The organism is Streptomyces sp. NPDC034037 (genome assembly GCF_055575715.1).
The window spans coordinates 493,252-506,190 of the sequence record NZ_JBVISC010000004.1 but is presented as its reverse complement, the minus strand read 5'-3'; the positions used below and the strand labels follow the sequence as shown (position 1 = coordinate 506,190).

Annotated in this window: 13 protein-coding genes; 4 read left to right on the top strand and 9 right to left on the bottom strand. The window is 72.8% G+C overall.

Annotation, left to right across the window (positions count from 1 at the left end):
* Window positions 1–5: 5 nt before the first annotated feature.
* Entirely contained in the window at window positions 6–1,709 is a 1,704-nt protein-coding gene (locus ACZ516_RS17490; protein ID WP_469010912.1) for an asparagine synthetase B family protein, read from the bottom strand.
* 285 nt (window positions 1,710–1,994) lie between these two features.
* Between ACZ516_RS17490 and ACZ516_RS17485 the strand changes: the two genes are divergently transcribed.
* Window positions 1,995–3,392, top strand: coding sequence for a sporulation protein (locus ACZ516_RS17485; protein ID WP_469010910.1), 1,398 nt, complete (start codon window positions 1,995–1,997; stop codon window positions 3,390–3,392).
* 11 nt (window positions 3,393–3,403) lie between these two features.
* Here the strand turns inward: ACZ516_RS17485 and ACZ516_RS17480 are convergent, their stop codons facing one another.
* Together ACZ516_RS17480 and ACZ516_RS17475 are read right to left on the bottom strand one after the other, a co-directional pair.
* The gene (locus ACZ516_RS17480) at window positions 3,404–4,075 is read right to left on the bottom strand and encodes a permease prefix domain 1-containing protein (RefSeq protein WP_469010909.1); all 672 of its coding nucleotides are present in this window, start codon (window positions 4,073–4,075) and stop codon (window positions 3,404–3,406) included.
* Window positions 4,072–4,413, bottom strand: coding sequence for a PadR family transcriptional regulator (locus tag ACZ516_RS17475; protein WP_361077809.1), 342 nt, complete (start codon window positions 4,411–4,413; stop codon window positions 4,072–4,074). The genes ACZ516_RS17480 and ACZ516_RS17475 overlap by 4 nt, the downstream gene beginning before the upstream one ends.
* 81 nt (window positions 4,414–4,494) lie before the next feature.
* On the opposite strand from ACZ516_RS17475, the gene ACZ516_RS17470 reads away from it, so the two are divergent.
* Both ACZ516_RS17470 and ACZ516_RS17465 read left to right on the top strand, forming a co-directional pair.
* Window positions 4,495–4,980, top strand: coding sequence for a hypothetical protein (locus tag ACZ516_RS17470; protein ID WP_469010908.1), 486 nt, complete (start codon window positions 4,495–4,497; stop codon window positions 4,978–4,980).
* On the top strand, window positions 4,977–5,246 hold the full coding sequence (locus ACZ516_RS17465; RefSeq protein WP_469010906.1) for a hypothetical protein: 270 nt from the start codon (window positions 4,977–4,979) through the stop codon (window positions 5,244–5,246). The genes ACZ516_RS17470 and ACZ516_RS17465 overlap by 4 nt, the downstream gene beginning before the upstream one ends.
* A gap of 34 nt (window positions 5,247–5,280) precedes the next feature.
* On the opposite strand, the gene ACZ516_RS17460 is transcribed toward ACZ516_RS17465, so the two are convergent.
* The 4 genes from ACZ516_RS17460 to ACZ516_RS17445 all read right to left on the bottom strand — a co-directional run bounded on the left by ACZ516_RS17460 (window position 5,281) and on the right by ACZ516_RS17445 (window position 9,241).
* Complete coding sequence (locus ACZ516_RS17460; RefSeq protein ID WP_469010904.1) at window positions 5,281–6,462, bottom strand: serine hydrolase domain-containing protein; 1,182 nt, start codon at window positions 6,460–6,462, stop codon at window positions 5,281–5,283.
* Window positions 6,463–6,494: 32 nt separating this feature from the next.
* Window positions 6,495–7,274, bottom strand: coding sequence for an energy-coupling factor ABC transporter ATP-binding protein (locus tag ACZ516_RS17455; RefSeq protein WP_469010902.1), 780 nt, complete (start codon window positions 7,272–7,274; stop codon window positions 6,495–6,497).
* A gap of 100 nt (window positions 7,275–7,374) precedes the next feature.
* Complete coding sequence (gene cbiQ / locus ACZ516_RS17450) at window positions 7,375–8,136, bottom strand: cobalt ECF transporter T component CbiQ (RefSeq protein WP_358579637.1); 762 nt, start codon at window positions 8,134–8,136, stop codon at window positions 7,375–7,377.
* 1 nt (window position 8,137) lies between these two features.
* Complete coding sequence (locus tag ACZ516_RS17445) at window positions 8,138–9,241, bottom strand: energy-coupling factor ABC transporter permease (protein WP_361077826.1); 1,104 nt, start codon at window positions 9,239–9,241, stop codon at window positions 8,138–8,140.
* Window positions 9,242–9,449: 208 nt separating this feature from the next.
* Between ACZ516_RS17445 and ACZ516_RS17440 the strand changes: the two genes are divergently transcribed.
* On the top strand, window positions 9,450–9,791 hold the full coding sequence (locus ACZ516_RS17440) for an SsgA family sporulation/cell division regulator (protein ID WP_358579642.1): 342 nt from the start codon (window positions 9,450–9,452) through the stop codon (window positions 9,789–9,791).
* Between the two features lie 45 nt (window positions 9,792–9,836).
* Here the strand turns inward: ACZ516_RS17440 and ACZ516_RS17435 are convergent, their stop codons facing one another.
* Both ACZ516_RS17435 and ACZ516_RS17430 read right to left on the bottom strand, forming a co-directional pair.
* The gene (locus ACZ516_RS17435) at window positions 9,837–12,083 is read right to left on the bottom strand and encodes an MMPL family transporter (RefSeq protein WP_361077829.1); all 2,247 of its coding nucleotides are present in this window, start codon (window positions 12,081–12,083) and stop codon (window positions 9,837–9,839) included.
* Window positions 12,084–12,194: 111 nt separating this feature from the next.
* On the bottom strand, window positions 12,195–12,785 hold the full coding sequence (locus tag ACZ516_RS17430) for a TetR/AcrR family transcriptional regulator (protein ID WP_469010900.1): 591 nt from the start codon (window positions 12,783–12,785) through the stop codon (window positions 12,195–12,197).
* Between the last annotated feature and the right edge of the window lie 154 nt (window positions 12,786–12,939).

The window sequence follows — 12,939 nt, the reverse complement described above, 5'->3', positions numbered from 1 at the left end:
GGGGGTCACGCGGCAGCCCGCACGGTCGGGCCGGTCAGCCAGCCGGCTGCCATGACGGCCTGCATCCGCGTACGGTCGAACCGCCCACCCGGCGTCAGCCCGCCCGCCAGCAGCGGCCGCAACGCGGTCGGTGCAGTGGCCAGGGCGGTATGGATCTCGGCGTCGGCCCAGGCCTTGAGCCGTCCGTTCAGCCACGCCGGCACAGGGCTGCCGAAGCCGCGCTTGTCCCGGCTTCCCCAGATCTCCCGCGGCAGCCCGAGTGCCCCCGCCGCGTCCCGCAGGATCCGCTTCCCCTCGGCGGGACGACCAATCTTGTGCGCCGAGGGCAAGCGGTAGGACAGCTCCACCAACTCCCTTGCCAGATACGGAGATCTGCGTTCGAGGGCATGGGCGGAGGCGAGTTTGTCACTGGTCAACACCAGTGGCCGCCAGGCCGTCGCCAGATCGGCGAGGGTGAGGGCCCTCGCCAGATCCCCGTCCGCCTTCTCCATCGCGGCGGCGATCAGCCCCTGGATCCGTCCCTCGGGGTCCGGACCACGCAGGACGAGCCGGGCGAGCGCTTCCGCTGGAGCGAGACGCTGTCCCGCGGTGTGCGTGAGTTTCGCGGCCAACGGCTCATAGGCGTCCATGCCGGCAGCCAGAACGGCGTCCCGGCCGAAGAGGACCAAGGCGTGTCGGACGTACCCCATGAGGAACTCGTCAGGCCCCAGCCCACCGACGACGACCTTCAGCCCGAGGTCGGAGACCTTCTTGTAGGCCATGTACTCGGAGAAGGTGGACGCGTTGCCCATCGGGTAGTCCAGCGCCGACATCATGTGCGGCAGAGCCCGGGTGAAGTCGGCCTGGTCCGGTTCGACCACGACGAGTTCGGCGCCGATGCCGGAAGCGACCCGGGCCGCTGCATCCGATTCGTCGAGCCTGTCCTGGCCCCGGTAGCGGACGGTGACGCAGACCGGAGGCCGCATCAGGCAGGCCAGCACGGCCGAGTCCAGACCGCCCGAGAGCAGGAGCGCGAAGTCGCAGGCCGGTACCCGCAGCGAGACCTGCTCGGCCAGAACGACAGAGAACTTCGCGAGGGCCGCGCGGTACGAGCCGGTGAACGGCTGCCGGGCCTCCAGGCGCCAGTAGGCGTGCTGGTCGAGCGAGCCGGTGGTGACATCGAAGGCCAGCAGGGTGGCCGGTGCGAGCAGTTGGACGCCCTGGAAGGGGGTGTCGACGCCGGTCGGTGTCTCGATCGCCCGCATCTCCGGCCGCAGCACCAGCGGTGCGCTGCCATAGCCGGTCAGGGTGGTGACCTCGGAGGCGAACGCGAGCCGACCGCCGTCCAGGCGCCAGTAGAGGGGCTTCTCGCCGAGCCGGTCCCGGGCCAGGAACAGCGTCCCGACCCGCGGGTCGTGGACGGCGAGGGCGAACATGCCGTCCAGACCGTCCAGGCAGGACGGTCCGAACCTGACCCAGGCCCGCAGCAGGAAGTGCGCGTCGGTCTCACGGGCAGCGAGCGGAATGCCCCAGGCCTTCGCCTGATGCCGGTAGTTGTAGATCTCGCCGTTGAAGGCCAGCAGCACCCCGGACGCGCCGTCGAGATAGGGGCCGGGCTCCGCTTCCGGGTCGACGATCGCCAGCGTGTTCATCGCCAGTACGGCCCGCCCGTCCGAACCGACGGCGTGCCTGGTGCCGTCCGGGCCACGGTAGGCCTGCGAGACGCCCATCGCTCCGACGGTCCGCTCGTGTCGGACGGCATCCGTCCCGGCCAGCCCCGCGATTCCGCACATGTGTGTTCACCCCGCATCAGGAGTTGCCATGCCACGACCGCCGCCGCAACGAGCGTTGTCGCCGGTTCCGGCGGTGGTCCGGATGTTCATCACAGCCGTTCGCCGAGGACGGAGGGAGGGCTCACAAGGGGGCTCACATCTCGCGACCACGGTTCGCGGCCCCGCCTGGAGGAATAGGGTCGGTGGCCCGTCCATGGTGAGTCACCGGCAAGGGAGCAGGTCATGGCATCGGTCGCCCGACGGCCCCGTCCGCCCAACGTGGAGCTGGCCCGGATCATCGAAGCCAGTGGCGCGAGCCACAAGTCCCTGGCCCTGCGCGTCAACCAGCTCGCCCGGGCCGCCGGGGTGGAGACCGATTACTCGCACACGTCCGTCGCGAACTGGTGCAGACGGGGAATGACACCGAAATGGCCCGTCCCCAAACTGCTGGCACAGGCCGTCGCCGAGAGGCTCGGGCGTCCCGTCGGCCTCTGTGAGATCGGCATGGGCGGCACAGGGGCCCTGGACGCGGACGCGGGGTTGGATTTCCCGCGGGACCCCGTCGATGCCATCCGCGTCGCCACTTCGTTCTGGAGCTCCGTGAACCGCCGCGACTTCCTGGCCGGAGCCGGATCGGCCTTCGCCGCCTCCGCCTTCACCACTCCCGTCACCCGCTGGCTCATCGCCCCCACCGACGACACCGCGGAACGCCGCGGCGGCAGGCAGGTCGGCCGGGCCGACCTCGACGAACTGCGTGAGGCCGCCGACGACGCCCGCCGCTGGGACTCCAAGTTCGGGGGCGGGAACTGGCGGGCCAACTCCCTCACCGACTGTCTCGACCGGAGGGCGACCCCGCTCCTCGAAGGGTCGTTCTCCGACCGGACCGGCCGTGAACTCTTCTCCGTCACCGCCGAGCTGTCCCGCATGGCGGGCTGGACCGCCTTCGACGTCAGCCAGCACGAGGTCGCCCAGCGTCACTTCATCCAGGCCCTTCGGCTCGCCCGCGCCGGCGGCGACGTGCAGTTGGGTTGCTACGTGCTGACCACCATGGCCATGCAGACCCTGATGCGGGGTTTCGCCTCCGAGGCCGTCGACATGGCGCAGGGCGCCTTCAATCGGGCCAAGGGGCACGCGACTCCTCGTGTGCTGGCGTTCACCAGACTCATCGAGGCCCGCGCGCACGCCCGCGGAAACGACCCCCGAGCCGCCGCACGGGCTCTGGCCGCCTCGGAGTCCCTCCTCGACCGGGCAGCGGCGGACAGCGGGGACGAACCCGCCTGGATCGACTTCTACCACCACGCCCGCCTGTCCGCGGACGCCGCCGAGATCTTCCGGGACCTGGGGAATCCCAAGGCGGCCCTGGCCTGGAACCAGCGGGCCGCCGCCATGCCGGCCGGCGCGTTCACCCGCTCCGTCGGCATGCGCCTCGCGATCGTCGGGACCGCCCACCTTCAGGCCCGCGACCTCGACCACGGGCTCGAACTCGGCCACCGGTCCGTGGACATCCTCGCCCGCGTCCAGTCGACCCGGGCCAAGGACTACGTCCGCGAGTTCAACGCGGCCCTGGTCCCTTGGAGACGCGAGCCGGCCGTACGCGCGTTCTTCCACCGGACGCGCGAGGAGCTCGGCGTCGCGATCTGAGCCCGTCCACGTCAGCCCGTGGCCGGTTCCGGGAGGTGGGCGCAGTGGCGGCAGGCGCGGGCCGAGGGGGCCAGGGTGGCGTGGGACGCGGCGGCCAGCAGGCCGGCGCAGGTGAGCAGGGGCCAGTCGCCGGTGAGGGCCGCCGCCGCGGTGAGCGCGAGGGTCGCCGCCGCCATGGCCGCGCTGGCGGCCGTGCCGGCCCAGGCGACCACGAGCGGCAGCCGGCGCGGCGTCGGCAGACGGCGGGCGAGGCTGCCCGTGGCGGCCAGCGCGGCCGCGGCGAGCAGCGCGGCGAGGGTCGCGACGACGGCCAGGTGGACGGCGAACAGCTGGGCCGTGCGCGGCAGCTGCCAGGCCAGGTCGTGGCCCGCGGTCCTGGCCAGGTACCAGCAGCCGGCCAGGAACGGCGCGGCCAGGGTGACGGCCCGCGCGGTGTGCCGGGCCTGGGCGACGGTCAGTTCCCGCTGGCAGCCGGGCAGGAGTTCGGCGACGGTCCCGAACTCCCGCAGCGCCCGGTGGGCGGCCTCCTCCTCGGACAGTCCGGCGTCGGCGTACGCGGCGGCCGTGTCGGTGAGTCCGTCCCGCATCTCCTCGACCAGGCGGACCTTGGCCTTGGCGGGCCCGTGCAGGGCGGCGGCCAGCTCGGCCACGTATGCCTGGAGGGGCGGGGCAAGGGGGGTCACGTCGCGAGTCCCGGGTTCGGGGCGGGGTTGAGGACCGAGCCGATCGCCGCGGTGAACTCGCTCCAGGCCGCCCGCTCCCCGGCCAGCGTCGCCCGTCCCGCGTCCGTCAACTCGTAGCACCTGCGCCGCCGTTCCCCCGTCGCCTGCCAGCCGCTGCTGAGCAGGCCGAGCCGCTCCAGGCGGTTCAGCGCGGGGTAGATGGTGCCCGTACGCAGCTCCAGCACGCCGCCGCTGCGGCGCTGCACCGCGGCGATGATCGCGTACCCGTGCAGGGGGCCCTGCTCCAGCACGGCCAGCAGCAATCCGTCGAGGTGCCCGCGCACCGCATCCGCCTTCATGAGTAGGCAGCCTACACAAAGCGGCCGTAGGCGGTGTATGTATTGGCAGCCAACGTATATGTTTCCTCCGGAGGCTCCGCCGTGACCAAGTTCCTGCTGTCCGTCCACGTCCTCGTGGCGATCCTCGCCGTGGGGTCGATCACCGTGGCCGCCTCGATGTTCCCGCGCCAGGCGCTGCGGGCGATCGGCGGCGAGGAGGGGCCGAGAGTCGCCGCGCTCCTGCACCGGGTGTGCCGCGGCTACGCGGTCGCGGGCATCGCGGTGCCCGTCTTCGGCATCGCCACCGGGGCCCGCCTCGGCGTGCTCGGCGACGCGTGGCTCATCGCCTCGCTCGCCCTGACCGCCCTCGCGGCGGGCCTGTTGGCGCTGGCCGTCCTGCCGGGCCAGCGCCGCCTGCTCGCGCTGGCGCAGGGCGACGCGCCACGCGGCCCAAGGTCCGGGTCCGGGGGCGACGGGCCCGCGAAGGCTGCCGCCCGGCTGGCGATGCTCACCGGCGTCTTCAACCTGCTCTGGGCGATCGTCGTCGTCCTGATGATCGTCCGCCCCGGCTCCACCACGGGAGCGTGAGCCCCGTGCGCACCCTGCGGATCGCGGCCGCCGCCGAGGCCCTCTCGCTCGTCCTGCTGCTGGCCAACCTGTGCACGGTCCACGCCTCCGCGCTCTCGGCACTGCTCGGCCCGCTGCACGGCACGGCGTACCTCGTCGTCATCGCCACCACGTGGGCCGTGCCGTCGGCCGCCGCGCCCGGGGCCCGGTGGCGCGCCCTGGCCCCCGGTGTCGGCGGCCTGCTCGCCCTGCGGCGGATCGAGAGCCGCGCCCCCGCCGGGAACTGACGCCCCTCGTCCCGGTGCGGGCCCCGGAGTCCGGCTACGCGCCGAGCCCCTCGCGCACCGCCCGTACCAACGCCTGGGCCCGCGGGTCCGCGGTGACGCCCTTGCCCATCCCGTTGGTGACGTACCCGAAGGCGGTCCCCGACTCCGGGTCGGCGAAGCCGAGGGCGCCGCCGCGGCCGGGGTGGCCGAAGGAGCCGGGGCCGAGCAGCGGGGAGGCGGCGCCGTGCAGCATGTAGCCGAGGCCGAAGCGGGTGGGGACGACCAGGACGCGGTCGGGGCCCGCGGACTGCTCGGTCCGGGCCGCCTCCGTCGTCCGAGGGGTGAACAGCCGGGTGCCGCCGTCGACTTCGCCGATGAGCGCGGCGTAGAAGCGGGCAAGGCCGTCCGCCGTGGCGATGCCGTTGGAGGCGGGCAGGGCGGCCGCCCGGTACAGCGGGTCGTTCTCGTCCGGGGAGGGATCGATCGCCCCGAAGGCGCGGCGGGTGAGCGAGTTCGGGTCCGCGTAGGCCGCCGCGACGTTCCGCTTCGGCCGCAGGCGCAGACCGCCCGCCGCGGCAGGCGGTTCGACGCGGCCCATCCGGCCGGCCCGCGCCGCCTCCGTTTCCGGCAGCCCGAGCCACAGGCCGAGGCCGAGCGGCCGGGCGATCTCGGCGGCGATCCACTCCCCGACGGCCTGGCCCGTCACGCGCCGCACCAGCTCGCCGGTGAGCCAGCTGTAGGTCTGCGCGTGGTAGCCGTGGTCCGCGCCGGGCTCCCAGAACGGGGCCTGCGCCGCGACCACCGCCGCCGCGAGGTCGGGGTCGAGCGCCTCGGCCGGGGTCAGCGGCCGGTCCAGGGCGGGTACCGCCGCGCGGTGCGCGAGGACGTGCCGCACCAGGACGCCTTCCTTGCCGCGCGCCTTGAACTGCGGCCAGTACGTGCCGAGCGGCGCGTCCAGGTCCAGCTCGCCGCGCTGGTGGAGCAGGAGGAGGGCGGCGGCGGCCACGCCCTTGGTGGCCGAGCGGATGACCTGTGCCGTGCCGGGCTCCCAGGGCGCGTCCCCGGCGGCGAGGTCGCCGTCGACGTCCCGCGTGCCGCCCCACAGGTCCACGACCTTGCGCCCGTGCCGGTAGACGGTGACGGCGGCCCCGCGTTCCCCGCGCTCGGCGAAGTTGCGTGCGAAGGCCTCGCGGACCGCCTCGAAACCGTCGGCGACCGTGCCCCGCACCCCACCCATGACGTCATTCATGTCCAGCCCAACAGCCACCGCTAGCCCGTGATTCCCTGGCCGCTCGCCTTGAGCGTCTTCGGATCGAAGCCGAAGGGCAGTTCCAGGCGGTGGGCGCGCATCAGGGCGTCGTCGGCCAGCAGGTCGCCGGTCGGACCGTCCGCCGCGATCGTGCCCTCGCTGAGGATCAGCGCGCGCGGGCACAGCTCCATGGCGTACGGCAGGTCGTGCGTGACCATCAGGACGGTGACGTCCAGGGAGCGCAGGATGTCGGCCAGTTCGCGCCGCGAGGCCGGATCGAGGTTGGACGAGGGCTCGTCCAGGACGAGGATCTCCGGCTCCATGGCGAGGACGGTCGCGACCGCGACCCGGCGGCGCTGGCCGAAGGAGAGGTGGTGCGGCGGGCGGTCCGCGTAGTCCGCCATGCCTACCTGCGTCAGGGCCTTGGCCACGCGCGTCTCCAGCTCGGGCCCCCGCATTCCCGACGCCGCGGGGCCGAACGCCACGTCCTCGCGGACCGTCGGCATGAACAGCTGGTCGTCCGGGTCCTGGAAGACGATGCCGACCCGGCGCCGGATCTCGGCCATGTGCTTCTTGCCGACGGGCAGCCCGGCGACGGTCACCGTGCCCGCGCCGGCGGTCAGGATGCCGTTCAGGTGCAGGACGAGGGTCGTCTTGCCCGCGCCGTTCGGCCCGAGCAGGGCGACGCGCTCGCCGCGCCCGACGCGGAAGTCCACGCCGAACAGGGCCTGGTGCCCGTCGGGGTAGGCGAAGGCGAGGCCGGCCACTTCCAGCGAAGGCGTCGAGGTCACAGCATCCATCCGCGTCACAGCATCCGTCCCGGTCGGCGCGTCACAACACCCATCCGCGTCACAGCATCCATTCCAGTCGGCGCGTCACAGCATCCATCCCGGCCGGCGGTCACAGCGTCCACCCCAGCAGGCATACGAGGAGCGCGGCGGACGGGAGGGCCAGCGCGTACGTCCACTGCGCGCGCGAGGCGGTCACCTCGTCGATGACCGGCATCGAGCCCGCGTAGCCACGGCTGACCATCGCGAGGTGCACCCGCTCCCCGCGTTCGTAGGAGCGGATGAAGAGCGCGCCCGCGGACCTGGCGAGGACGCCCCACTGCCGCACGCCCCGCGCCTCGAAGCCGCGCGACTCCCGGGCGATCCTCATGCGGCGCATCTCGTCGGTGATGACATCGCCGTATCTGATCATGAACGAGGCGATCTGGACGAGCAGCGGCGGCAGCTTCAGCCGCTGGAGGCCGAGGAGCAGTTCGCGCAGTTCGGTGGTGGAGGCGAGCAGCACCGACGCGGCGACGCCCAGCGTCCCCTTGGCCAGGACGTTCCAGGCGCCCCACAGGCCGCTCACGCTCAGGGAGACACCGAGCACGTCGACGCGCTCGCCCTGCGCCACGAACGGCATCAGGACGGCGAAGGCCACGAAGGGCACCTCGATCAGCAGCCGCTTGAGGAGGAACGCGGCCGGCACCCGGGCCGCCCGCGCGACGACGGCGAGGAGCAGGGCGTACACCCCGAACGCCCACATCGCCTCGCGCGGGGTGGAGACGACGACGAGCACGAAGCAGAAGACCGCCGCGAGCTTGGCGTGCGGGGGCAGCGCGTGCACCGGCGAGTGGCCGTGCCGGTAGAGCCGGTGGGCGTGGCCCGCGCCCACCTCAGGCCTTCTCGGAGCCGCTGGGGGCGGTGGCGCCGGTGACGTCCGCGGTCGACGCGGGCCCCGTCTCGCCCGTACGCCGCCGCCTGAGCGCCCAGAACACCGCCGACCCGGCGACCACGGTGACGCCGACCCCGATCACACCGGCGAGGCCACCGGAGAGACGGGCGTCGGTGACGTCCTTGACGCCGTAGTCGGCGAGCGGCGAGTCGGCGGCGGCGTGCTCCTCGGCCTTCTTGTCGATGCCCTTGTCGCGGGCGACCTTCTCCAGGCCGTCGGGGTCCGCGGAGGCGTAGAAGCTGACGAAGCCCGCGAGGACGAGGGAGGCGGCGAGGCCCGTGAGCCACACCTTCTTGGGCGAGGGGGCCGAGCGGGCAGGGCGGGCAGAGGCGGCCGGTGCCGCGGCGGGGGCCGGCGCGTCGACCAGCTCCCCGCCGACCCGCAGCTTCAGCGGCCGGGCCAGGTCGCGCGCCCCGTACACGAGGTCGGGCCGCACGGCGATCACCGCTCCCACGGTGAGCGCGGTGATCGCGGCCTCGCCGATGCCGATGAGGACGTGGACGCCGACCATGGCGGTGGCGACCCTGGTCAGCGAGACGTCGGTCGTACCGCCGACGGCGTAGATCAGCGTGAAGGCGATCGCGGCGGCGGGCACGGAGAGCAGCGCCGCGACGAAGGAGGCGACCGTGATCGAGCGGCGCCCGCGCGGCAGGACCTTCACCAGGCCGCGGAAGACGAGGTAGGCGACGACGGTGGTGACGACCGCCATGTCGGTGATGTTCACGCCGAGCGCGGTCAGGCCGCCGTCCGCGAAGAGGACGCCCTGCATGAGCAGGACGACGGAGACGCACAGGACCCCGGTGTAGGGGCCGACGAGGATCGCGGCGAGCGCGCCCCCGAGGAGGTGCCCGCTGGTGCCCGCAGCGACGGGGAAGTTCAGCATCTGCACCGCGAAGATGAAGGCGGCGACCAGTCCGGCGAGCGGGGCCGCCCGCTCGTCCAGTTCGCGCCGGGCGCCCTTGAGGCTGACCGCCACGGCTCCCGCGGCGACGACCCCCGCCGCGGCGGAGACGGGAGCATTGATGAATCCGTCGGGGACATGCATGCGTGCACTCCTGGGCAGGGGCCCTGGCAGGGCAGCTCGCTCGTGAACCGTTCAAGGATACGGCCTTGTTGCGAACTGTTTGCAAGAGCACCGACGTCCCGATACGGCTACGCCCGCCGGGTGGGTCACTTCGGCCGCCACCTCAGGGCAGACGGCCGGACATATGGGACATTGGTGAGGAAATGGCGCCGGGATGAGGAGTTCAGCGATGTCCGCAGTCGAGCAGTACGCACGCGCCCACCTCGTCACGGACTCCTCCGAGGGCCACCGCGCCGTCCCCGCCGTCCTGCGCTACGACGCGGAGGCCGACCCGCACACCGTACGGATCGGCCTCCCCGGCCACCGCGAGCGGGTTCTCGCGCGGCACCTGCTCGAAAGGGGCCTGCGCGCCCCGGTCACCGCCGGTGACGTGCACATCTGGCCCTGCGGCCGGGTCCAGACGGTCGTGGAGTTCCACGCGCGGGAGGGGGTGACGGTCGTCCAGTTCGACGCCGCGACGCTGATCCGCTTCCTGCGCCGCACCTACACCGCCACCCCGGTCAACCACTGAGCCGGCCGACGGGGCCGGACGCCGGCCCGGCCCCGTCCGGCGGAGTCAGACCCGCACCAGGTCCCGGTCCGCGTCCGGATCGGCGTCCCGCTCCGCCGCCGTACGCAGCCCCTCGCCCTCGACGTCGACGTTCGGCAGCGCGCGGTCCAGCCACTTGGGCAGCCACCACGCCTTCCCGCCGAGCAGCGCGAGGACGGCGGGCACCAGCGCCATGCGGACCACGAACGCGTCGAAGAACACCGCGATCGCGAGGCCGAAGCCGATCATCTTGACCATCTGCTCGCTGGAGCCGATGAAGCCCGCGAACACCGCGATCATGATGACGGCCGCCGCCGAGACCACCCGGGCCCCGTGCCGGAAGCCGGTCACGACCGCCTGGCCGGGCCGCTCCCCGTGGACGTACGCCTCCCGCATGCGCGTGACCAGGAAGACCTCGTAGTCCATCGCGAGGCCGAAGACCACGCCCACCATGAAGATCGGCATCATCGACATGATCGGGCCGGTCTGCTCCACGCCGAAGAGCGAGCCGAGCCAGCCCCACTGGAAGACCGCGACAACGGCGCCGAGGGCCGCGAGGACCGAGAGCAGGAAGCCGAGGGCCGCCTTGAGCGGGACCAGGACCGAGCGGAAGACGACGATCAGGAGCAGGAAGGCCAGGCCCACGACCAGCGCCAGATAGGGCAGCAGGGCGTCGTTGAGCTTCTGCGAGACGTCGATGTTCATGGCGGTGGTGCCGGTCACCATGATCTCGGCGCCGGTGTCGCCGGTGATCCTCGCGCCGGTGTCCCGGATCGAGTGGACCAGGTCCTCGGTCTCGACGCCGCTGGGCTTGGAGGACGGCACGACGCTGATGATCGCGGTGTCACCCGCCTTGTCGATCATCGGCGGGGCGACCGTCAGGACGTCGTCGAGGCCCGAGATGGTCCTGGTGATCTCCTTGGCGGCCGCCTTCGGGTCGTCGGCGCCCTTGAGGTCGCCGACGACCATCAGCGGGCCGTTGAAGCCCGGCCCGAAACCGTCCGAGACCAGGTCGTAGGCCTTGCGCTGGGTCGTGGACGTGGGCTGCGCGCCGTCGTCCGGCAGGCCCAGCTCCAGCTGCGAGACGGGGAGGGCGGCGGCGCCGAGCCCGACGATGCCGACCAGCAGCACCGCGATCGGGCGGCGCACCACGAAGCGGGCCCAGCGGGTGCCCATGTTCGGCTTGGCGGCACCCGGCTGCTCGGCGTCGGCGTCGGCACCGGCCGGCTTCTTGCCGCCGCCGAACAGCCGGCTCTTCTCGCCCATCGGCAGGACGAGCCGGCCCGCGTACCCGAGCAGCGCCGGTATGAGGGTCAGCGCGATGAGCACGGCGATGACGACCGTGCCGGCCGCGGCGAAGCCCATCTTGGTGAGCATCGGGATGTTCACCACGGCTAGGCCGACCAGCGCGATGACGACGGTGAGCCCGGCGAAGACGACCGCGGAGCCCGCGGTGCCGACCGCGCGGCCCGCCGCCTCCTCGCGGTCGCGGCCCTCGGCCAGCTCGCCGCGGAAGCGCGAGACGATGAAGAGCGCGTAGTCGATGCCGACCGCGAGGCCGATCATCATGGCGAGCGTCGAGGTGGTGGTGCCGAGGTCCAGGGCGTCGGCCAGCGCGGTGATGGACGAGACACCGATGCCGACGCCGATGAGGGCGGTGAGCAGCGGGAGCCCGGCCGCGATCAGCGAGCCGAAGGTGATGACGAGGACGACCGCCGCGATCGCGATGCCGATGATCTCGGTGGACCCGGTCTCCGGCATGGCCTGGAGCGCGTCGCCGCCGACCTCGACGGTGAGCCCGGACGCGCGGGCCTTGTCGGTGGTCTTCTCCAGCGCGTCGCGGTCCTCGTCGGTCAGCTCCATGGCGGTGACCTTGTACGAGACCGAGGCGTACGCGGTGGAGCCGTCCTTGCTGACGGTCTTGGCGCGGAACGGGTCGTCGGCGCGGGCCACCTGGTCCGAGCCGGACTTCAGGGCGCCGACGGTCTTGACGATCTCGGCCTTGTTGGCCGGGTCCGTCACCTTCTCGCCGGCCGGCGCCTTGAAGACGACGCGGGCGCTGGCGCCGTCGGCGCTGGCCTCGGGGACACGCTTCTCCAGCAGGTCGAAGGCCTTCTGGGCCTCCGTGCCGGGTATGGAGAAGGAGCTGGAGGAGGCGGTGGGCGCCGATGCCGCGCCGACCATGGCGAGCGAGAGGAGCGCCACCCAGATCAGGGCGACGAAGTGCCGCTTTCGGAAGGCTAGTTTGCCGAGTTTGTAGAGGAACGTGGCCACGGGGGCGTACTCCCGGTCAGGTCGAGGTGACACGCAGCCCGGGGTGGCTGCAGGGCGAGGGGGATCGGCCCGGCGGCGTCAGCGGTCGCGCCGGGACGGGGGGTGGAGCGGTCAGACGCCGAGGGCGGGGAGGATCACGGCGTCCACGTACGAGGCGAGGAAAGCGCGGTCGACCGGGCGGTCCTCGATGAGGTCCCGGGCGACGAAACCGCCGACCAGCATGTGGACGGTGTACTCCAGCGCCGGGTTGTCCGCGGCGACCTCACCGCGCTCCACGGCTCTGCGCAGCAGATCGTTCAGGCCCGTCAGCTCCGGCTCGATGAGCAGGTTCCGCAGCGCCCGGTGGAGTTCGGGGTTGTCGTGGACGGCGTGGAACAGGCCCCGCATCAGCGCGGCGTCCTTCTCCATCTGGCAGTCGTCGGAGCGGGCCACCATCTCGGACAGGTCGCCGCGCAGCGATCCGGTGTCGATCTCCGCCAGAGAGACCGGCTTGTTGTGCCGCAGCGCCTTGGCGACCAGCTCGGGCTTGCTCCCCCACTGGCGGTAGAGGGTGGCCTTGCTGGAGCGCGTACGGGTGGCCACGGCGTCCATGGTGAGGGCGTCGTAGCCGACCTCGCGGAGCAGGTCGAGCACGGCCTCGTACAGCTCGGCCTCGCGCTCGGGCGTGATCCTGCTGCGCCGCGCGGTCGTCGGCTCGGCCATGGTCCCCACCTCCTGGTGAGACGGCGGCCCGGCGCAGGCCGCCCGACTCCGTGAACGAAACGGTTTCGTACCCCTCGACTGTAGGCCACCCCTTAACGAAACGAAACCGTTTCGTTCGTGGTGTGCGTCACGCGGCCCGCCACGAGTTGCCGGG

What these genes read in the sequence shown, in the direction of transcription:
- ACZ516_RS17440 (WP_358579642.1), top strand. Translation starts at nt 9,450, where the DNA reads ATGTCCGCAGTCGAGCAGTACGCACGCGCCCACCTCGTCACGGACTCC.
- ACZ516_RS17455 (WP_469010902.1), bottom strand. Translation starts at nt 7,274, where the DNA reads ATGGATGCTGTGACCTCGACGCCTTCGCTGGAAGTGGCCGGCCTCGCC.
- ACZ516_RS17460 (WP_469010904.1), bottom strand. Translation starts at nt 6,462, where the DNA reads ATGGGTGGGGTGCGGGGCACGGTCGCCGACGGTTTCGAGGCGGTCCGC.
- ACZ516_RS17485 (WP_469010910.1), top strand. Translation starts at nt 1,995, where the DNA reads ATGGCATCGGTCGCCCGACGGCCCCGTCCGCCCAACGTGGAGCTGGCC.
- ACZ516_RS17475 (WP_361077809.1), bottom strand. Translation starts at nt 4,413, where the DNA reads ATGAAGGCGGATGCGGTGCGCGGGCACCTCGACGGATTGCTGCTGGCC.
- ACZ516_RS17430 (WP_469010900.1), bottom strand. Translation starts at nt 12,785, where the DNA reads ATGGCCGAGCCGACGACCGCGCGGCGCAGCAGGATCACGCCCGAGCGC.
- ACZ516_RS17445 (WP_361077826.1), bottom strand. Translation starts at nt 9,241, where the DNA reads ATGCATGTCCCCGACGGATTCATCAATGCTCCCGTCTCCGCCGCGGCG.
- ACZ516_RS17490 (WP_469010912.1), bottom strand. Translation starts at nt 1,709, where the DNA reads ATGGGCGTCTCGCAGGCCTACCGTGGCCCGGACGGCACCAGGCACGCC.